The organism is Maribacter halichondriae, assembly GCF_027474825.1.
Classification (GTDB): Bacteria; Bacteroidota; Bacteroidia; order Flavobacteriales; family Flavobacteriaceae; genus Meishania; species Meishania halichondriae.
The window spans coordinates 2,595,128-2,616,078 of the sequence record NZ_CP107030.1 but is presented as its reverse complement, the minus strand read 5'-3'; the positions used below and the strand labels follow the sequence as shown (position 1 = coordinate 2,616,078).

The following is a 20,951-nucleotide window of genomic DNA, read 5'->3' as shown; positions in this document are numbered from 1 at the left end:
AATATGCTAATCATTTAAATATAACTTATGAATTTCACCAAGATTTTGTTAGGCCTTGTTTTTCTTATGTCAGGAGCCTTATGTTCGGCCCAGCAAACCAAAGCAAAAAGTGATTTCTGGAACCATGTACGTTTTGGCGGCGGACTCGGTCTAGGATTTACCAATGGAGGGTTCAATGGCTCGATAGCACCCAGTGCGATCTACCAGGCCACCGATAATTTTGCGGTCGGCACGAGCCTTAGTTTCAATTATGCAAAATTCAATGACAACAAATTATTGGCCTATGGAGGAAGCGTTCTAACACTGTTCAACCCGATACAGTTCATTCAGCTTTCGGCCGAATTCGAAGAACTTAGAGTGAGCAGAACCATTGCGGCCATACCCAACGCCATAAAAGATAATTATTGGTCGCCGGCCTTATTTTTAGGACTTGGATATACCGATCGAAATTTTACAGTAGGCATTCGGTACGATGTACTCTATGACAATGAAAAAAGTATTTACGCGAATGCTTGGATGCCTTTCGTACGCGTATATTTTTGATTGGCCACCCGTCAACTATTTAATGGGAACAATGGGGTTTCACAAGGAAAAACTCTAGGGATAATCGCAAAAACTAATCGTATTCTTCCTTTAGACGCACTTTTTCTAGTTCCCGACGTAAGATGTGATACGTGGCCCTTTCCGTAAAATCGACCACATCTGAATAACTTCCATTTTTAAACGCGTTCTCGGGAACATCTACGACATACATCAAATTGAGGTAATCATCGAACTTCTCCATGTGCAAATAATAGACTTTTTCATGCACGGCGCTTTTAACCTCTTCAGGCGTAACGAGCAGGGTAATTCCTAGGGAAACATTGGCAAGCTGAAAGTCTTTCAACAATTGCAAAACCAATTTTGTATAGCGCTTTTCTTCTTGTGCCTTATGAAGAATACGTATGCTGTTCACGTGATCTTCACTCATAGATATTGATGGTCTTTTCGATTAGCAAGATACCTGGGGGCAAAAATTGCAAAATCATTCGTTACTAATTTTACGATCTAAATTATTCTAAAGTGCTATTGCTTATAAACAATACCGTTTTTCATTACAAATATAACATTCTCGAGCGTAGAAACATTCTTAACAGGGTCTTCGTTCACCGCCACGATATCTGCAAAAAAGCCTTCTTTTAATTGGCCCAACTCGTTCGACATGCCCAACAAACTGGCATTGGTGACCGTTGCGGACTGAATGGCTTCCATAACAGGCATTCCTACTTCGTTCATAAAACCGAATTCCTTGCCGTTTTCTCCGTGGGGCGAGACACCCGCGTCGGTACCAAAAGCAATGGGCACCCCTTTTTTATAGGCTTTACCGAAAGTGGCTTGACTAACGGGGCCGATTTCACGAGCTTTTTTCGCCACCACAGGCGGAAGAAATCCGGGTATGTCGGCCATTTTTGCGGCAGCTTTTCCCGCAGAAATCGTCGGTACCAAAAACGTGTTGTGTTTTACCATTAGGTCCATAGTTTCTTCGCTCATCAGAGTACCATGTTCGATAGTTTTTATACCACCCACGACGGCACGCTGCATTCCCTCATCGCCATGGGCATGGGCCGCGGTCAACATTCCGTAGTCTTTGGCGGTTTCGACGATTGCCTTAATTTCTTCGACCGTAAACTGCGGATTCTGTCCATTTTTTGCCACGCTCATCACCCCGCCGGTAGCCGTAATCTTGATTACATCGGCCCCATCTTTATAACGTTGTCGCACGGCTTTCTTCGCATCTTCCGGAGAATTGACCACCCCCTCTTTCGGGCCTGGGTCTCCCATTAATTCATTCCTCATTCCGTTCGTAGGGTCGGCATGTCCGCCAGTGGTACCAATGGCCTTACCCGCTGTAAATATTCGGGGTCCTTTTACAATGCCTTTTTCAATAGCTTTGCGCAGGGCGATATTGACCCCTGAACCGCCTAAATCACGAACTGTAGTAAAACCTGCCATCAACGTTCTTTCTGCATAAACCGTGGACTGAAATGCCACATCGGCCTCATTTTTGGTAAATCGCTCTATATAACGTGTCGGACTTGATTCTCCTTCGATATGCACATGTAAATCAATAAATCCCGGCAGCACAACCTTATTCTTTAAATCGATAACGGTGTCTTCCTGGGTTCCGTTTACATATCCGTCTTGAATGCTCTTGATTTTATTTGCCGATACTACAATAGTCTTTTCCGAAAGCATTTTTCCGGATTGGGTATCAACGATTTTTCCGCATTGTAGATATGTATCCTGGGCGCAAAGGCAAGCCGTAAAAAACAGGGCAATGAAGAATAAATGGTTTTTCATAGGGATGGTCATCAACAAAATGAGGAGAAATATACATATATTTCTCCTCATGGAAAAGACTCATTAATAGGAACTTCCTAAATTAAATTAGAAATATACTTCAACCTCTTATTTTTTGCTCCCACTCCCATGCGGACTTCATAGCCTCATCTAAGGTATATTCGGCCTTCCAACCTAAAACCGTATTGGCCTTCGTTGTATCGGCGTATGCCGTGGTAATATCGCCAGGCCGACGGTCTACTATTTTGTAGTTCAATTTTTTGCCCGATACCTTTTCAAAGCTCTCAATGGCCTCCAAGACCGAACTGCCCGTACCCGTGCCTACGTTGAACACCTCGTAGTTTTCTTGATTCTTTCCTTCCAAAAGACGCTTCAATGCAATGACATGAGCCTTGGCCAAATCTACTACGTAAATATAATCCCGTATACAAGTACCATCTTCTGTAGGATAGTCATCCCCGAAAACGGATAGTTCTTCACGCAGTCCGATTCCCGTTTGCGTGATAAACGGAACCAAATTTTGCGGAACGCCAACAGGAAGTTCCCCAATCTCGATGCTAGGATGTGCCCCCATCGGATTAAAATATCGTAAGGCAATCGCATTTAGACCCGGAGTTACTTTACAGGTATCGGCAATAATTTCCTCGCCCATTTGTTTTGTGTTTCCATACGGCGATTCGGCCGGTTTTACGGGTGCGTCTTCTGTAATCGGCATCGTATCGGCCTGACCATATACCGTGCACGAAGAGCTAAAGATAAAACTAGCCTTATTCTTTTTGCAAAGCTCCTTCAATATGTAAACCAGCGTACCAATATTATTCTCGTAATATAACAATGGTTTTTCGACGCTCTCACCGACCGCTTTTGACGCGGCAAAATGAATAACGCCCTCGACATCGTGATGTCTTTGGAAAAATCCTCAACTTTCGCCTTTTCCTTTAAATCTAGTTTTTCGAAAATTGGGGTTTTTCCAGTAATGGCCGTAATGCCGTTCAGCACATTTTCCGTTGAATTGGAGCAGTCATCAATAATGACGACTTCAAAACCTTCGTTCTGCAATTCGACAACGGTATGTGAGCCTATAAATCCTAAGCCTCCTGTTACGAGTATCTTCATAAATATATTTATTTTTTCATTCCCGTGAAGACGGGAATCTCCAACCTATTACTTTGTTTGAACGGCAAAATTAGGATTATCGTTCATCAACTGTTAACAAAACCGATGACCGTTGCAGTAATTAGGGCGATTTGCTCATCATCAAGTTCGGTATGCATGGGCAAAGAGATAACTTCGTTGACCAATTGATTGGTAACCGCAAAGTCTGATTCATTAAAACGTGAATCTGCATAGGCTTTTTGTCGATGTAAAGGTATCGGATAATACACCCCACAGGGAATACCATTTTCTCCCAAATGTTTTACCAGATCGTCACGCGTCCCATTAGTTATCCGTAAGGTATACTGATGAAAAACATGGCAATCACAGGTCTCGCAAATACCCTCGCAACCATTTACCGTTTTTGGTACGATGATATGCTCTTGACCATTGAAAGCAGAAGAATATTTTCGGGCCGCTTCCCTCCTCTTATTGCAATATTCATCCAATTTCGGGAGTTTGGCGCGGAGTACTGCCGCCTGAATCGAATCCAACCGCGAGTTTACTCCCACTACATCATGATGATAGCGTTCGTACATACCATGGTTAACTATACCGCGCAGGGTATGCGCCAAGTCATCATCATTGGTAAAAATCGCGCCACCGTCACCGTAGCACCCCAAATTTTTTGAAGGGAAAAACGAAGTAGAGCCCACATGGCCCATAGTACCGGCCTTTTGTTTTCGGCCATCGTTGAAGGTATGGTTCGCCCCAATAGCCTGAGCATTGTCTTCGATGACATACAAATTATGCTTTTCAGCCAAGGCCAGTATTGCATCCATATTGGCACATTGACCAAAAAGATGCACGGGAACGATGGCCTTGGTCCTTGGTGTTATCGCTTTCTCTATAGCAGCTATATCAATGTTAAAGGTATCAGGATACACATCGACCAAAACCGGTGTCAACTGTAACAGCGCAATGACCTCAACAGTCGCAGCAAAAGTGAAATCTGCGGTAATTACCTCGTCGCCTGGCTCTAGTCCAAGACCCATCATGGCAATTTGTAGGGCATCGGTGCCGTTGGCACAAGGTATGACATGCTTAACCCCCAAATAGTCTTCGAGTTCTTTTTGAAAGGCGTACACTTCAGGCCCGTTGATAAAAGCTGAAGTTTCCATTATGGTCGCTATTGACGAGTTCACCTGATCTTTTATTCCTTCATATTGGCCTCCTAAATCGACCATCTGGATTTTTCTCATATCAAAATTTCTAATGCGCCCTACAAAAATACGAAACCGCAAACAATGATATTCTTGAAAGAAGTGTAATTTAGCCGCAAACAATCAGACGGTGTACTTTCTCTACGATACCTTAGTGCGACTTAGTTGGTTACATCTTAAATTCATTGCGCTTTTCCATCCAAAAATCAAACTTTTCGTAAACGGTCGAAAACTCATTTTCGAGACCTTGGCAAAGAATATATCGAAATCGGACAAGGTAATTTGGATACATGTGGCCTCTTTGGGAGAATTCGAACAAGGGCTTCCGCTTATGGAAAAATTGAGAAATGATTATCCGCAGCATAAAATATTGGTCACCTTCTTCTCGCCTTCCGGCTATGAAATAAAGAAAAATACCACTGCCGCGGATGTTGTGGTGTACCTTCCTGTGGATACCTTAAAAAATGCAAAGCATTTTATGGAAGCTGCCCATCCTGATTTGGCCATTTTTGTGAAGTATGAAATTTGGCCCAATTTTCTTAAGGTACTTCACGAGAAAAAGATTCACACGCTCTTGGTGTCCGCAATATTCAAAAAGAAGCAAGTATTCTTTAAGGGCTATGGCGGGTTTATGAGAAAGGCACTTAAAAGGTTTACCCATATTTTTTTGCAGGATGAGACATCCCAAAAACTTTTGGAAAGTATTGGTGTCAATAACTCGTCGGTCAACGGAGATACCCGATTGGACAGGGTTTCTGAAATCTTAGACCGAAACAATCACCTCTTGTTTATGGACACTTTTAAAAAAGACCGCCTCTGTTTTGTGGCAGGAAGCACATGGCCAGAAGATGAATCCATTTTAATCGATTATATCAATAATGCTCCAAAAAACTTGAAGTTCGTATTGGCGCCCCATACCATCAAAAACGACAAAATATTGGGACTTGCAGGCGCCATTTCCAAAAAGAAGGTATTGTATTCGAAAATTGGGGAAGGCAATGTTGACGATAGCGAAGTGTTGATTGTTGACAACATCGGCCTACTCACCAAAATTTATAGTTATGCCGATATTGCCTATGTTGGCGGGGGGTTTGTCACTGGCCTTCATAATACCTTGGAACCCGCTGTCTATGGCATACCTGTAATCATAGGTCCGAATTATAAGGGTTTCAAGGAAGCTGAAGAGTTAGTGGCACAAAAAGGCGTACTTCCGATCCATGATGCTTGGCAATTTGGCGAACTGATGAAGAAATTACTCGAAAATCAAGATTTTCGCTCAAAAACAGGAGCTATAAATGCTTCATACATTGCTAAAAACAAGGGCGCAAGCATCCAAATCATGGAGTACATCCGTACATTACTCTGAACCTATTATTGCAGCCCCGCATGAAATTCTTCCAACACTATGTCCTTTTGGTAGTATTTCTCTTCACGCTCTCCTGTAGGGAGACTTTGGGAGAGCAACACCAAAATCCACAAAAGGAACAACTGACTTCACCATCAAAAAAGAAACTGATTGAAAAGGAAAATCAGCGTCTTGAACAACCAAAAATTCAGGAACCCGAAGTCAAAAAACCGATTGAAAAAAGAAAACCAAAGGCTCAAGATACTTTAAAACCACTTCGCGCCATACCTTAAATTAGTTCTAGAAGGTTTCCTAAATTTTGTTAGCTTTACCCAAACCATCAAACCTTCACCATGAACGCCAAAATCTTACGTATTTCAATGATTGCCGCTTTAGCGGGATTCTTGTTCGGCTTCGATACCGTCGTTATTTCGGGCGCTGAAAAAAAATTACAATTGTTATGGGACTCCTCGGATACTTTTCACGGCACCATCGTTATCGGGATGGCGTTATGGGGTACTGTAATCGGAGCTATTCTTGGGGGTATTCCTACCAATAAGATAGGACGCAAAAATACACTCATATGGATCGGGATACTCTTTTCGGTATCCGCGATCGGTTCCGCTTTTGCAAACGACCCATATACCTTTGCCGTTGCACGATTTATAGGCGGTTTAGGTATTGGAGCATCTACCGTAGCGGCACCTGCTTACATTTCAGAAATCGCCCCTGCCAAACATCGGGGTCGATTGGTCGGCTTCTATCAATTTATGTTGGTCTTCGGTATTTTAATGGCATTCGTTTCGAATTATGCACTGAGCGATATGGGCGAAAACGATTGGCGATGGATGGTCGGTGTCGAAGCGTTTCCGGCGATTATCTATACCATGTTCGTCTTTACCGTACCTAAAAGTCCGAGGTGGTTGTTGACAAAAAACCGTACTACGGAAGCTCGGGAAATACTCGCTACCACAAATCCAGAACTGACGGTCGAAGACCTTCAGGCCGATATGGAAAGCGGACTCGATGAACACAGTGCATCTGAAAATATTTTTCTCAAGAAGTACAGGTTTCCATTAATGTTAGCCTTTTTAATCGCATTTTTCAATCAATTTTCCGGTATCAACGCTTTTCTATATTATGCACCTAGAATTTTTGAGGCAGCAGGTCTGGGTGAAAATACCGCCTTGCTAAGTAGTATCGGTATCGGCATCACCAATCTCGTTTTTACCCTTGTCGGCATTTTTCTTATCGATAGACTGGGCCGAAAGCAATTGATGTACATCGGTTCAATAGGCTACATCGTTTCTCTATCTTTGGTCGCAGCAGCGTTTATTTTAAAATGGGAAGGTATGGCCGTACCCATTTTCCTATTTCTTTTTATAGCATCACATGCCATTGGGCAAGGTGCGGTTATCTGGGTATTTATATCGGAAATATTTCCAAATCATCTACGAGGTTCAGGACAAGCTTTTGGCAGTTCAACACATTGGGTCTTGGCGGCCATTATACCTTCTTTGGTACCGGTGCTCTTTACCAGCATAGGGCCTGGCCCCGTATTTGCCTTTTTTGCATTTATGATGGTACTACAACTGCTTTTCGTGCGGTTCATGATGCCAGAGACTAAAGGTGTATCTCTCGAGGAGTTAAGCCAAAAACTTAGCGAACGCAAATAAATCTTAGGCGAAAAGATCTAAAGTCGTTCAACGAAGAAACTGGCGGTACATCGTTCAAACATACTAACCGTGAAGTAGTTAGTCGAAATAATGATCAAAAAAGCGCATTTTTTCACTCCAATTTATTATATTTAAAGTAAATAATGTAAATCATGGAACAGGAAATTACTTTCGGTGTAAGAGTATTGAACGGTTTCTTAAGTGTAATGGTTGTAGTTCTGGTGGGTATTTTACTGGCCGTTGTCTTTAGCCTTATACTTTGGGCCTTTGGTTTCTTTTAATCCGAACCACTTTAATTTCCCCAAAATCTTTGTGCCCCTCTTTATTGTTTACTATTTTGATTTTGACAAATACCAAAAAACCCCTGACTTCGCCGTCAGGGGTTTTTATTTATCATATTCAGACAATATAGCTACTAATCTGCCGTAAGTCGTCCTTTTAATCGTTTATCGATTTTCTTTTTCTTCACAGTAATTCTTTTCATAAGATCCATAAGTTTCTCGTCTTTGGTCTCTTTATAAACTTCGTTGATTTTCAATATTAGTTCTTTAGCTTCCCTTGAAGCCGTTACCCTGTCACTGGTGGACATGTTGCTCATTTTTCTACTCTCAAATTCTAGGGCCAGTTCAGTAAAATTCATACTTATTTTTGTGCTAAGATACTTTAAACCAATACATAAAGGCTTAAAGAATCGATTGTTAATTCCTATTAAATAATCAGCTTTCTATATTTGTGAAAACTTTAATACGCACAATATAATAAGGCAAAATTGAAATGCGGCTAAAAAGTCTATTTTTTTTATAGATAAAAGAAAAAGCCCTTCGTAATCAAGAAGTTTTTTGTGCTTATAAGACAGAGAGGCTCCTTTCTAGCGAGCTCAAGTTATCGCAAAGCAAAGGCCCGTCTCTCCCAAGTAGAAACAAACTTCACAACTTCAAGAAAGATTCGATTATCCAAATTCTTGATATTCAATCAGCTCTTTTACCTTAAAAAAACTATATCGCAGACCGCTTAAATAATGACCTCTTCCACCTCATTTATGATTACTTTAGCTATTTAATTTTAGCTTTTTTTATCTCATGAAAGTATTTCAATGCGGTCATTGTAGTTATCCACTTTTTTTCGAAAATAACGAATGTGAGAATTGTGGTCATTTATCAGGTTACAGAGACGTTGACCGTCAGATGCTCACTTTTGACCCAGCAGGCACTTCCTTAACCTCAGATCGCGAAAAAATTGAATATAAATATTGTAAAAATCAGCAATATGAAGTCTGTAATTGGCTCGTACCTAAAGATTCTCCACAAGACTTTTGCAGCGCTTGCCAACTGAACCGAACCATACCCAACCTATCCTTCAAAGAGAATTTACAAAATTGGCAGAATTTGGAAGTTGCGAAGCACCGTTTGGTCTATCAACTTCAAAAAATAGGGCTTGACCTTAGGACAAAAATGACCGATGCAGAAGGATTATGTTTCGATTTCATCACAAAAAATAATGACCAAAATATCATGACCGGTCATGCCAACGGTATAATTACCATATTGCTTAGGGAAGCGGATTCAACCCTGCGGGAACAGGCAAGAAAAGAGATGCAAGAGCGGTACCGCACACTTATCGGACATCTAAGACATGAAGTAGGCCATTACTTTTGGGAGCAATTGATATCCAAAAATGAAGATATACTTTCTCAATTCAGGAACATTTTCGGCAACGAGGAAACTAACTATGGTGATGCCCTACAAGCTTATTACAAAAATGGTGCTCCTGATAATTGGCGTGATTCGTATATCAGTAAATATGCAACTTCACATCCGTGGGAGGATTGGGCCGAGACTTGGGCGCACTATCTACATATTATGGACATGGTAGAAACAGCACACTTTTTTGGCTTGGAGGTAAATTCGAAAGAAATTTCAGATACTATGAAGATAGCCTCATCATTCGACCCTTATACAGTAAAAGATTTTGAAACTATCATCAGAACCTGTGTTCCTCTTTCCTATGCGGTCAATAGTATCAACCGGGCCATGGGTATTCCTGATGTGTACCCGTTCGTGATTACTCCTGCTGTGGTCAACAAAATGAAGTTTATTCATCAACTCTTATTACCAAAACGAAAATTGTAGCCTGAAAAAAATGCTAAGTTCTTTCTTCTAAAAAATAGTAAAGTCAGAATGTGTAGTGAACTCCTCTAAAAATTTCATGCCTAGAAAAGAATTTCCGTTCGGGTTAAGTTTCGGACTCCAAACCGCAATGGCATAGTGCTGCGGATACACGGCAACGATACCTCCGCCTACGCCACTTTTTCCGGGTAGCCCAACTTTAAAGGCAAACTCCCCAGATTCATCGTAAAATCCGCAAGTAAGCATTAAAGCATTCATTCGTTTTGACTGGGGCTTTGTAATGATTTTGGAACCATCGGTAATTTTACGTCCTCCATTGGCCAAATACGTCATCGTATGTGATAGCTGCTGGCAGTTCATTTCCAACGAACACATATCAAAATAAAAATCCAATACCTCTGTCGGGTCGTTCTCTATATTGCCGAGTGACTTGATGAAGTTGCATAAGGCCACATTTCGATACCCGTGTGCTTTTTCAGAATCGGCAATTTTATCAGAATACACAAGGTCAGGTAAATTGCTTACATCCCTAACGAATTCTAGAAATTCTACTTTGGCATCTTTCAGATGGGAAATCAAGATATCACAAATCACAATGGCTCCCGAATTTACGAAAGGGTTGCGGGGAATTCCCTTATGCACTTCAAGCAACAGCAGTGAATCGAATTTGGTGCCCGACGGTTCTACATCGACCCGTTTCCAAATCTTTTCGCCTACGATTTTATAGGCCAAGGTCAAGGAGAGCACTTTGGCAATACTCTGTATGGAGAATTTTTCAAGATTATCGCCCATCCCAAAGCCTTCGCCCTTTAAATCGGTCATGTGAACACCGAACATCGTCGGGTCAACATTGGCCAACTCTGGAATATAGGTTGCGATTTTTCCATTGTTCGGGACTCTTTTCGTCTCAACAAATACCTTTTCAATAATTGCTTTATAGTTCAATAGGATGCAGTTTGTAAAGTAAATTCGGCGTAAAGGTCACTTAATTAATTTGACTTTTAGTATATCCATAAATATAGTAAAGAAAATTACTGGTATAGAATTCGGCAGACAGCTACCCAGGTAGCATACTTTGTTGAAATTTAGTTGCAAATTGTGAATTGAAACAAATTAATCGTCGAAAATTCAATATCCAATAATTTTCTCGCATTCATACGGTTACCGACCGGATGGATGAAAATTTTGTAGTATATTATGAGGTGTCCAATTTTATAGGTTCTATCTTTTTATTGATTCAAAACCTCAACTACCTACATTCAAAAAACGATTACCAAAAACCCATTTTATGGCCAAAGTAGATTTTACCGATTACGAAACCGTTGGGTTTTACGATGAGATGTTCAGCGCGACGAATTCGGTACGACCAACCTATGCGCAATTCAAACAACGGTTGGAAAAGCTGAATAATAACAAGCTCAAATATTTACAACATGCTACCGACAGGGCGCAACTATCGCTGGGAATGACCTTCAATGTCTACAGCGATAATCAAGGTGTGGAACGTATTTTACACTTAGATATCATTCCACGTATTATTAGCGGTAGCGATTGGGACAGGCTCGCAAAAGGTCTTGAACAACGCATCGTTGCCTTGAACCTCTTCATCGACGACATTTATAACGAACAGAAAGCATTGAAGGATAATATCATCCCAAGGGATTTAGTATTGTCAAGTGCCGGATACCTTAAGGAGTGCTTGGGTTTACGACCTCCCGAAAATGTTTGGAGTCATATCTCTGGTACCGACCTCATCAGAGGTGACGACGGTGATTTTTATGTGTTGGAGGATAATCTTAGATGTCCTTCAGGCGTATCCTATATGTTGGAAAACAGAGAGATATTGAAACGTACTTTTCCGGAAGTATTTGAAAAATTGCATGTGAGACCTGTACATGATTATACCCACCATTTACGGGATATGTTGGAATCACTTACTCAGGAATCTCCTGCAACCATCGCGGTGCTTACGCCAGGAATATATAATTCTGCCTACTTCGAACATGCCTATCTGGCACAACAAATGGGCGCCGAATTGGTCGAAGGAAGGGATTTGGTCGTAAAAAATGATTTTGTTTACATGAGTACGACCAAGGGATTGCAGAGAGTACATGTCATCTACCGCAGGGTCGACGACGAGTTTATGGACCCTTTGATTTTCAACAAAGATTCAATGTTGGGCACTCCAGGTATTTTTGAAGCGTATCGAAAGGGCAATGTTGTTTTGGTGAACGCTCCTGGAGCGGGTGTCGCCGATGACAAGGCCATCTATGCCTACATTCCCCGCTTAATCAAATATTATTTGGGTGAAGAAGTATTGCTACCCAACATCAAAACTTATATCTGTGCCGAGGAAGACGATTGTAAATATGTCTTGGAAAATATTGAAACCTTAGTCGTAAAACAGACCGATGGTTCTGGCGGATATGGAATGCTGATAGGTCCGAAATCGACCCAAAAAGAGTGTGATGAATTTGTCGCTAAAATAAAGAACAATCCAAGAAATTATATCGCGCAACCCATGATTAATCTTTCAAGGGTTCCAACTTTGACCGATGATACCATAGAAGGCAGACACGTTGATTTAAGACCGTATTGCCTCTACGGAAAAGACATCAAAATAGTACCTGGCGCGCTGACAAGGGTGGCGTTGACCAAAGGGTCATTGGTGGTAAATTCCTCTCAAGGCGGGGGAAGTAAGGATACGTGGGTGCTCGATTAGGAAATAAAAAAATAAAATATGCTGAGTAGAGTTGCGAATACTATGTATTGGATGAACCGATATATTGAACGGACAGAAAACTATGCCCGATTTATGGACGTGAATTTCAATCTTTCTTTGGAATCTCCACCCGATGCCGAGGAACAATGGAAACCTTTGGTGGTCATCACAGGAGATTGGCCTATTTACGAATCACGATACAAAACCGTGGATAAGGAGAGGGTCATATACTTCTTGGGATTTGACCCCAAAAACCCAAATTCCATCTACAGCTGCATCACTCAGGCAAGGGAAAACGCGAGGTCAATACGGCAAGAGATTACCAAAGAGGTTTGGGAACAAATCAATTCACTTTACTTTTTTGTAAAAGAAGGAAATGAAAAAAAACAATGGACAAGCAACGACCCAAGGGCATTTTTTAAAAAAATAAAAGAAGATTGTCAATTGCTCTACGGTATGTTCGATGCGACGATTACCAGAAGTGACGGTTGGCATTTCGGTAAAATAGGACAACTCATTGAACGTGCGGATAAAACATCGCGTGTGATGGATGTGAAATACCACATTTTACTGACTACCCATCAACAAGTGGGAGGCCCTTTAGATTTGATGCAATGGGCCGCCCTATTAAAGTCGGTAAGCGCCTATGACATGTACCGAAAAAAGTATGGCAAACTGACTGCCTTGAATATATCGGAGTTTTTGATTTTGGACAAGCAGTTTCCTCGATCCATACTTTGTTGTTTGATTCATGCCGAAAAGTCGTTACAAGAGATAACCGGCAATACAGCTGGCTTTAGTTGTGAGGCAGAAAAACAATTGGGAAAACTAAAATCAGAACTAGAATTCATTAGTATCAAAGATATTTTTGAAATCGGACTTCATGAATACCTTGACGGATTCCAGCAAAAACTAAATGCGGTATCCATAGGTCTTTATGACTCCTTTTTTGCCGCTCAGGCACAAGTACAGATGCAACAATAAATACCAAAATACACACAAAAGCAATTTTCCAAAACATATCCAATGAGATTCAAAATCATTCACGAAACGGAATATGAGTTTAGCAAGTCCGTTTTTTTGGAGCCGCATTACCTCATGTTCAAACCAAAGAACGCACCACATTTAGAGTTGGAATCGCACTTGCTAAAACTATCGATAACACCTGCCGGAATATCGGAACAGTTGGATGCCGAAGAAAATTTTGTCCATTTCTGTTGGTTCGATGGAATGCACGATAAAATCAATATTATTTCGGAAGCCATTGTAAACAGTAATGAATACAACCCCTTCAACTTTTTGATTTATCCGCTGTATTTCAATACCGTTCCGTTTTCCTATTCGGATAATTTGGTTGTTCTGCTTCAAAGATACCTAACCGCTGAAACGATAAATGAGCAATTGCTACAGTACGGAAAAACAATCCTAGCTTCAAAAAATAATGCGACGCTACCTTTTCTAACCGAATTAACCATATCCATCCATGCTGATTTCATAGTGGAATCGAGGGAGGAAGGAATTCCCTTTGAACCGCACATGACCTTTCAATTAAAAAAAGGCTCCTGTCGCGACTTGGTATGGATGCAAATTCATCTACTTCGCAACTTAGGTATCGCCTCACGATTTGTCAGCGGGTATTATTATGTGGATGTTGAAGACCCCCAATACGAACTACATGCCTGGACGGAAGTTTTTCTACCTGGCGCTGGCTGGATTGGATTCGACCCCAGTAACGGTATCACAACCAGCCATACGCATATTGCCGTTGCTTCAAGTAGTCACTACGTGAACACCATGCCCGTCTCGGGTACGCTTCGTGGGGATGCAACCTCTGAACTAAAAACGACTTTAGTTATTGAGGTTTTGGATTGAACAGCGTTACCATCCAACTTATTAAAATTTTATAAAAAAAACCTCTCATTTCTGAGAAGCTTTCTAACTAAGTACAGGCGGAGAGACTCGAACTCTCACACCTTGCGGCACTAGATCCTAAGTCTAGCGTGTCTACCAATTCCACCACGCCTGCATTTCAATATCTTTTAACTCAAAACTAGGTCTTAAGTCTAGCGTGTCTACCTCCCGATAGCTATCAGGACCACCACGCCTACATTTTCCCATTTAAAACGGGCTGCAAATATAAATTAAAAATTCAATTCTTTAAATAATAGATACGCAAAAGTTCTTTTTGTAATTTTAATAACTATCAAATAAAAAATCGGAATGCAAGACCCTAAAGAATATATCACCCAAAATAAAGACCGCTTTATCAATGAACTTATCGAGCTGTTAACAATACCTTCGGTCAGTGCCGATCCTGCTTTTTCGCAGGATGTTCTCAACACCGCAGAGGCAGTGCAAAAATCATTGACCGAAGCGGGTTGCCAAGTAGCGGAGATTCACGAGACCGATGGTTATCCGATCGTTTACGGCGAAAAGATTATAGATACCAACTTACCCACTGTGCTGGTATATGGCCATTATGATGTGCAGCCCGCAGATCCTTTGGAGTTATGGGATTCCCCACCTTACGAACCTGTAATCAAAAACACCGAGATACATCCCGAAGGCGCTATTTTCGCCCGGGGATCTTGTGACGATAAAGGGCAGATGTTCATGCACGTCAAAGCAGTTGAATATATGGTCAAGACCGATCAACTACCTTGCAACGTAAAATTCATGATCGAGGGGGAAGAAGAAGTCGGCAGTAATAATCTAGCTGTTTACGTGGCCAACAATAAGGAAAAGCTTGCGAATGATATTATCTTGATTTCAGATACGGGAATGATAGCCAATGATGTACCTTCTATAACAACAGGATTGCGTGGACTTAGTTATGTTGAAGTTGAAGTTACCGGACCGAATCGAGATTTACACTCCGGACTTTATGGAGGCGCAGTAGCGAATCCGATCAACATATTGACCAAGATGATTGCCAGTCTACATGACGACAACAATCATATTACCATTCCCGGGTTTTATGACAAGGTGGAAAAACTTTCGCAAAAAGAACGCGCCGAAATGGCAAAAGCTCCCTTTGTACTTGAGGAGTATCGAAAAGCTTTGGATATCGAATCAGTTTATGGAGAAAAAGGTTATACCACCAACGAACGCAATTCAATCAGACCCACTTTAGATGTGAATGGCATCTGGGGCGGCTATATAGGTGAAGGTGCTAAAACAGTTATCGCGAGCAAGGCCTATGCAAAAATTTCCATGCGTCTGGTACCCCATCAAGATTGGAAAGAAATTACGGAGCTCTTCAAAAAACATTTTGAAAACATTGCTCCTAAGGGAGTCAAGGTAAAAGTAACGCCGCATCATGGCGGACAGGGCTACGTCACTCCAATCGATACCATTGGTTATCAGGCAGCCTCAAAAGCTTATGAAACGACATTTGGAAAGAAACCGATTCCGCAACGCAGCGGTGGAAGTATTCCCATTGTTGCATTATTTGAAAAGGAATTGGAAAGTAAGACCATATTAATGGGCTTTGGATTGGACAGTGACGCCATTCACTCCCCCAACGAACATTTTGGGGTTTGGAATTACTTGAAGGGGATTGAAACGATACCTTATTTTTATCAGTATTTTACGGAGATGAATTCCTAGTTATGCCGTCATTGCGAGGAGGCGAACAAAAGTTACTCTTGAGCACATATTTTAAGCCGACGAAGCAATCTGTTAAATTCGTGTTACGAGTTGCCAGATTGCTTCGTCGGTTCAGCTTAGGTAGTCGAAGATAAATTTATTAGCACCTCCTCGCGAAGACGAATTCAAATCTTTTTCACATACTTCGTAATAATCACAATCTGCTGCGCGCCCACCTTACCTTCTATATACTCCGCATTTTCACGATCCAGAGAAATTCTACGTACCGGCGTACCCTGTTTGGCGACCATACTCGAACCTTTTACTTTGAGGTCTTTTACCAGAACAACACTATCGCCATTCTCAAGAATGACCCCGTTCACATCTCTATGGATTATTTTATCACTATCGGATAATCCTTCTCCCGTTGCTTTTGCCCATGCTAGGGTTTCATCATCCAAATACATCTTATCTAAAAGGTCTTTGGGCCAACCCTCGCCCTTAAGTTGTTGAAGCATTCGCCATGCGACAACTTTAACCACGTCATGTTCGCTCCACATGCTATCGTTCAGACAACGCCAATGATTGCTATTCGCTGTATCAGGATTTTCGATTTGAGAAATACAGGTTGCGCAAGCAAGAACGCTGCCGTCTATTCCACCGGTTGATACGGGTGGCACCTCATACACGCTTAAGTTGCTTGTGGCTGAACATAGCTCGCACTGTGACCCGCTTCTCTCTTTTAATTGTTCTTGTAGACTCATTTACCATTTTTTTGATAGGTATAAACTTATGGCTTTATATGTAATTGGCATCCCCTACCACACATCAAATTTCGTTTAATGGCACTATAACTTAATTTTCAGCGTTATTGACTGACCTACTATGCAAACATATTCCCAATGGCAATTTCTAAGCAAAAAATCGCTTTGTTTTTCAGGTTAAGTATTTCCGCTACCGTTTTCGGAGCACTTTTTAAATTCGTTTCTTGGCCCTTAATTATGCTAGGAGTCACGGGAATGGTAATCTTTCACACCATTCAATTTTTTCAAAACCAACACAGATCGGCCCTTGATTATGCTAGACAGTTACTTATTGTTTCCTTTTCTTGCAATTATGTATTCAACCTTTTCAGTTTACCCTATGTGCATATACTTATTTTAATTACGAAGTTGGCACTCATCGCTTTTCTGATACTTTACATTAAAAAAATCATGGTATCTTTTCAGGATATCACTCAGAACAATAGTCTTTTACTCACCAATTTAGGCAGGGAGAACCTGTCGCATATACTTGCCGATCTTGCTACGGTCTATATTGTGATAGCATCATTATTTAAAATGCTACACTGGGAGTTCGGTATAATAAACGCCAACGTTTTATTGGTCATTGGTCTTTTCTCTGCATTGATTTCCATTGTAGCTAGTCCGAAAAATGTAGCAAGCTAACAGCTAGGTCTTTATAATTTGAACAATTTTTAACTCTACACTTGTAGAATTAAAATATTTGTTCTATGTTTGTAGAGTTAATTCTAAAAACGTAGAACATGCAGTTGTCAAAATCGGAGGTAGAACTGATGAATATCCTATGGAAGCAAAAAAAGCTTTCATGAAAGATTTGCTGGATGCCTACCCTGAACCCAGACCGGCCACCACCACAATCGCCACATTATTGAAGCGGATGCAGGACAAAGGTTTTGTAGCCTATAAAAGCTTGGGGAGATCCCGCGAGTATTATCCACTGGTCAAGAAGAAAGACTATTTCTCGAAACACGTAAACGGACTCATCAAAAACTTCTTCAACGATAGCGCCTCGCAATTTGCATCATTCTTTACCCAAGAAACTGATCTTAGCAAAACGGAATTGGAAGAATTAAAGAAACTGATCGACAACGAAATTAAAAAGAAGTGATATGCTGCTCTATATCTTAAAATTCTCGGCCTGTCTAGGTATACTGTTGCTCTTCTATACGTTCTTTCTAGAGCGTGAAAAAATGCATGTTTTCAAACGTTTCTATCTTTTGGGCGCACTTGTTTTTTCATTGATTGTTCCACAATTGGTATTTACCGAATACGTCGTCGTGGAACCTACAACCGAGACGGTCGTTCAGCCGATGACCCCATCAACGGATGTCATCGAGATACCCCCTGCCTTGGAAACCGATCTATTGGATGTTGCGCCGCTACTCTGGGGCCTCTATTTTCTGGGATTGATTTTCTTCGGATTGAATTTTATAAAAAATCTGATCCAAGTTTACCGACGTATCAAGACCAACCCCAAAGAACGGAAAGTTCCGTTTGTTAGGGTGCTGTTGCGCGAAAACTTTCCGCCTCATACTTTTTTCAATTATATTTTTCTGAACAAGGTCAAATTGGAATCCAAGGAAATTCCAGAAGCGGTGCTCTTGCACGAAGAGACCCACGCCAAACAAAAACACAGTCTTGACGTACTTTTTATCGAGCTGTTGCAAGTCGTGATGTGGTTTAACCCCTTGGTGTATTTCGCTAGAAAATCAATAAAGCTCAATCATGAATTCTTGGCCGATAGTGCGGTTCTGGAAAAAGGTACGGACTCATCAACCTATCAAAACACACTGTTGTCCTTTATGACCCCAAGTTATAAAAACACATTGGCGAACGCCATAAATTATTCATCAATCAAAAAACGATTTACGGTCATGAAAAAAAGAACATCGAAAAAAGCAATTTTGCTAAGAAGTCTGTTACTACTTCCGCTACTTGCCATTATGTTATATGGGTTTAGCCAAAGAAATATCGACTACACAACTTCAGATAATACCAAGAATTTAATAGTAAAAGATTTCATTGTAAAGATTAATGAAGGAGGTACACTTTTTTATGAAGATAACCCTATTACTTTAAAGGATATTTCTTTAAAAGGAAAACACGCCTATTCTGGAATGACGAGGGGTGAAAAAAATACTTTTGTAACCGCCTATATTTTTTATGATGAAAATCAAATAGATCTTATTTCTGAAGTGGAGTATCATTTAAAACGTGCAGGGATAAGAAACATACAACATGTTAGCCAACAAACCGCTGCAGCCGTAAATGAAGGTAAAATTGAACCGAGCAAATATAATGGTAAAACCCTAGAAGAAGCTAGAGGAATAAAAAGAGAATCACTTTCTACTAAAACAGCCCTTTGGTTTGATATTAAAAATGAGGATGAAATTTGGTTTGACAACAAACACATTGCAATAGAAGACCTGGCAGAAGTTATTACACAAAACTTCGATTCTAAGAACGGGACGATCGAATTGCAGATAAATTTCTATTCAACCGGAATTCTACGATCAGAATTTGTAGCACAACTTAACATTGAATCTAGAAAAGCTGGAGCGAAAAAAGTTGAAGTGGTGACTGAAGAATACATCATACCACGGGATGAATTTGTGGAAAATGGGGTTAAAATTACTCCCAATACGGTAAAATTGAAAACTGAAAGATTGACTTTAGAAGGAAATCGGCCAAATATTTTGGTAGATATTAACGGACAAGGTCAGCTTTTAGTTAACCATGACCTAATGGATATAATTAAATTAAAAAATTATGTATCCAAACTTAGGGACCAAACTTCTGAAGAAGAAAAGGAAAGTTTTAAATCTGTAATTTACATACAGTTTGAATCACCATCCTCAATTATTGATGAAGTATATAAAATCCTCACCGGATTTGGAGATGTTAGCATATTACCTATTGAAAAGGAGACTTTTAGAAATTTCAATGTTCAAGAAAAAGCAACTTCAGAACAAATTAGGGAATTCGATGTCTTGGCAAAAAAATACAACGCCATTCCACTAGAAAAGAGAATAATTCCTTCGGATGACCTAAAAACTTTGGAAGTCCTTTATCGTAAAATGACCGATATGCAGAGGGCTTCGGCACACCCTTTTCCTAAATATGAGTTGAAGACCGAAATCATTCAAATTGAAATAGACAAAAAAGGCGCTATTCGATACGCGGGAAATTTGGTGACAATCCAATCCCTTCCAGGTTTATTGAAAAAATATAACCCAGAACTTTCGAAAGAAGAACGAGAAAAATCAGTCCGCGCGATAATCAAAGTCGATGAAAATGCTCCGAAGCCCATAGTAGATCAAGTGGAGCAGATTGTAGCTGCATATGGGGTAGCCCAAATAGATATTAGGGGTCAAAGTCTGAGGCGTCAACCCAAGAAGGCGCCTCTCGAAAACAAATGGCCGAATACAACAAATTGGCAAAAAAATATAACGAGATGGATAGCAACCACATGAAAATACTAAAAAAAGATGTGGAACGGCTTAAATACATTTATGATGCAATGTCGGATAAACAAAGGGCGGATGCCGAGCCTTTTCCAGATTTTCCTGAACCGCCGCCGGCACCAGATGCGCCTAAATCACCCAAAGCGCCCAATGAAAGAGAAGAAGCCTCGAACAAAATAAAGCAAATAATCGAGGAACAAGATCCTTACGACGTTGTTGGAGGAAATCAATTATCCCTGGCTCAACCCGATCCGTCTAAAATATTGAAAGGAGAGGTCAGTGATATTCCACCACCTCCACCACCAGCAGCCGCACCTTCTCCAAGAGTGTTGAAAGGAGAGATAAGCGACATTCCGCCGCCGCCAGCGCCCCAATCTCCTTTAGACCATATTATTGAAATGGCGAAAAAAGATGCGGTCTTTTACTATCAAGGAAATGAAATAAGTTCTGATAAAGCCATTCAAATTCTCAAGGAGAACGACAAAATAAATATCGATTCAAGAGGGTCAAAAAGCAAAAAACCTATGGTGAAGTTATCAACGGAGCCCATTGTTATCGAAAACTAAACA

At 40.7% G+C, this 20,951-nt stretch carries 19 protein-coding genes, 1 tRNA gene and 2 pseudogenes; 14 read left to right on the top strand and 8 right to left on the bottom strand.

Going from position 1 to position 20,951, the window contains the following annotated elements:
• The first annotated feature begins 27 nt into the window (after positions 1-27).
• Positions 28-543 (top strand): alpha-ketoglutarate decarboxylase, encoded by a 516-nt coding sequence (locus N8A86_RS11970; protein WP_273565602.1) that lies wholly within the window; start codon positions 28-30, stop codon positions 541-543.
• Between the two features lie 73 nt (positions 544-616).
• On the opposite strand, the gene N8A86_RS11965 is transcribed toward N8A86_RS11970, so the two are convergent.
• From N8A86_RS11965 to N8A86_RS11950, 4 genes and pseudogenes are all read right to left on the bottom strand, one after another.
• On the bottom strand, positions 617-970 hold the full coding sequence (locus N8A86_RS11965; RefSeq protein ID WP_273565601.1) for a hypothetical protein: 354 nt from the start codon (positions 968-970) through the stop codon (positions 617-619).
• A gap of 95 nt (positions 971-1,065) precedes the next feature.
• On the bottom strand, positions 1,066-2,340 hold the full coding sequence (locus N8A86_RS11960) for a metal-dependent hydrolase family protein (RefSeq protein ID WP_273565600.1): 1,275 nt from the start codon (positions 2,338-2,340) through the stop codon (positions 1,066-1,068).
• Between the two features lie 100 nt (positions 2,341-2,440).
• Positions 2,441-3,456, bottom strand: a pseudogene (gene galE / locus N8A86_RS11955) (UDP-glucose 4-epimerase GalE).
• 86 nt (positions 3,457-3,542) lie between these two features.
• Positions 3,543-4,697, bottom strand: a complete 1,155-nt coding sequence (locus tag N8A86_RS11950; protein ID WP_273565599.1) for a DegT/DnrJ/EryC1/StrS family aminotransferase — start codon at positions 4,695-4,697, stop codon at positions 3,543-3,545.
• A 91-nt stretch (positions 4,698-4,788) separates the two neighbouring features.
• Between N8A86_RS11950 and N8A86_RS11945 the strand changes: the two genes are divergently transcribed.
• The 4 genes from N8A86_RS11945 to N8A86_RS11930 all read left to right on the top strand — a co-directional run bounded on the left by N8A86_RS11945 (position 4,789) and on the right by N8A86_RS11930 (position 7,960).
• Positions 4,789-6,024, top strand: coding sequence for a 3-deoxy-D-manno-octulosonic acid transferase (locus N8A86_RS11945; RefSeq protein WP_273565598.1), 1,236 nt, complete (start codon positions 4,789-4,791; stop codon positions 6,022-6,024).
• Positions 6,025-6,044: 20 nt separating this feature from the next.
• Entirely contained in the window at positions 6,045-6,296 is a 252-nt protein-coding gene (locus tag N8A86_RS11940; RefSeq protein ID WP_273565597.1) for a hypothetical protein, read from the top strand.
• Between the two features lie 60 nt (positions 6,297-6,356).
• A complete protein-coding gene (locus N8A86_RS11935) occupies positions 6,357-7,679 on the top strand; it encodes a sugar porter family MFS transporter (protein WP_273565596.1) in 1,323 nt (440 codons plus the stop codon).
• 152 nt (positions 7,680-7,831) lie between these two features.
• The gene (locus N8A86_RS11930) at positions 7,832-7,960 is read left to right on the top strand and encodes a hypothetical protein (protein ID WP_273565595.1); all 129 of its coding nucleotides are present in this window, start codon (positions 7,832-7,834) and stop codon (positions 7,958-7,960) included.
• Positions 7,961-8,094: 134 nt separating this feature from the next.
• On the opposite strand, the gene N8A86_RS11925 is transcribed toward N8A86_RS11930, so the two are convergent.
• Entirely contained in the window at positions 8,095-8,319 is a 225-nt protein-coding gene (locus tag N8A86_RS11925) for a hypothetical protein (RefSeq protein ID WP_273565594.1), read from the bottom strand.
• Between the two features lie 439 nt (positions 8,320-8,758).
• Here N8A86_RS11925 and N8A86_RS11920 point away from each other — a divergent pair, with 439 nt between their 5' ends.
• Complete coding sequence (locus N8A86_RS11920) at positions 8,759-9,808, top strand: zinc-binding metallopeptidase family protein (RefSeq protein WP_273565593.1); 1,050 nt, start codon at positions 8,759-8,761, stop codon at positions 9,806-9,808.
• Positions 9,809-9,835: 27 nt separating this feature from the next.
• On the opposite strand, the gene N8A86_RS11915 is transcribed toward N8A86_RS11920, so the two are convergent.
• The gene (locus N8A86_RS11915) at positions 9,836-10,750 is read right to left on the bottom strand and encodes a glutaminase (protein ID WP_273565592.1); all 915 of its coding nucleotides are present in this window, start codon (positions 10,748-10,750) and stop codon (positions 9,836-9,838) included.
• Positions 10,751-11,093: 343 nt separating this feature from the next.
• Here N8A86_RS11915 and N8A86_RS11910 point away from each other — a divergent pair, with 343 nt between their 5' ends.
• Genes N8A86_RS11910 through N8A86_RS11900 form a run of 3 tightly spaced genes read left to right on the top strand, consistent with a single transcriptional unit; the run spans position 11,094 to position 14,399 of the window.
• The gene (locus tag N8A86_RS11910; RefSeq protein WP_273565591.1) at positions 11,094-12,527 is read left to right on the top strand and encodes a circularly permuted type 2 ATP-grasp protein; all 1,434 of its coding nucleotides are present in this window, start codon (positions 11,094-11,096) and stop codon (positions 12,525-12,527) included.
• Positions 12,528-12,545: 18 nt separating this feature from the next.
• Positions 12,546-13,511: an alpha-E domain-containing protein gene (locus tag N8A86_RS11905; protein WP_273565590.1), complete on the top strand. Its 966-nt coding sequence runs from the start codon at positions 12,546-12,548 to the stop codon at positions 13,509-13,511.
• 42 nt (positions 13,512-13,553) lie between these two features.
• Positions 13,554-14,399, top strand: coding sequence for a transglutaminase family protein (locus N8A86_RS11900; protein ID WP_273565589.1), 846 nt, complete (start codon positions 13,554-13,556; stop codon positions 14,397-14,399).
• Between the two features lie 72 nt (positions 14,400-14,471).
• On the opposite strand, the gene N8A86_RS11895 is transcribed toward N8A86_RS11900, so the two are convergent.
• Positions 14,472-14,553, bottom strand: a tRNA-Leu gene (locus N8A86_RS11895).
• Between the two features lie 194 nt (positions 14,554-14,747).
• Here N8A86_RS11895 and N8A86_RS11890 point away from each other — a divergent pair.
• A complete protein-coding gene (locus N8A86_RS11890; protein WP_273565588.1) occupies positions 14,748-16,136 on the top strand; it encodes a dipeptidase in 1,389 nt (462 codons plus the stop codon).
• 164 nt (positions 16,137-16,300) lie between these two features.
• Here the strand turns inward: N8A86_RS11890 and N8A86_RS11885 are convergent, their stop codons facing one another.
• Complete coding sequence (locus tag N8A86_RS11885; protein WP_273565587.1) at positions 16,301-16,879, bottom strand: PhnA domain-containing protein; 579 nt, start codon at positions 16,877-16,879, stop codon at positions 16,301-16,303.
• A 138-nt stretch (positions 16,880-17,017) separates the two neighbouring features.
• Between N8A86_RS11885 and N8A86_RS11880 the strand changes: the two genes are divergently transcribed.
• From N8A86_RS11880 to N8A86_RS11865, 4 genes and pseudogenes are all read left to right on the top strand, one after another.
• On the top strand, positions 17,018-17,563 hold the full coding sequence (locus N8A86_RS11880; protein WP_273565586.1) for a hypothetical protein: 546 nt from the start codon (positions 17,018-17,020) through the stop codon (positions 17,561-17,563).
• Between the two features lie 98 nt (positions 17,564-17,661).
• Positions 17,662-18,026 (top strand): annotated as a pseudogene (locus N8A86_RS11875) (BlaI/MecI/CopY family transcriptional regulator).
• Between the two features lies 1 nt (position 18,027).
• Positions 18,028-20,391, top strand: coding sequence for a M56 family metallopeptidase (locus tag N8A86_RS11870; protein ID WP_273565585.1), 2,364 nt, complete (start codon positions 18,028-18,030; stop codon positions 20,389-20,391).
• Positions 20,373-20,948, top strand: a complete 576-nt coding sequence (locus N8A86_RS11865; RefSeq protein WP_273565584.1) for a hypothetical protein — start codon at positions 20,373-20,375, stop codon at positions 20,946-20,948. The genes N8A86_RS11870 and N8A86_RS11865 overlap by 19 nt, the downstream gene beginning before the upstream one ends.
• Positions 20,949-20,951: the final 3 nt, after the last annotated feature.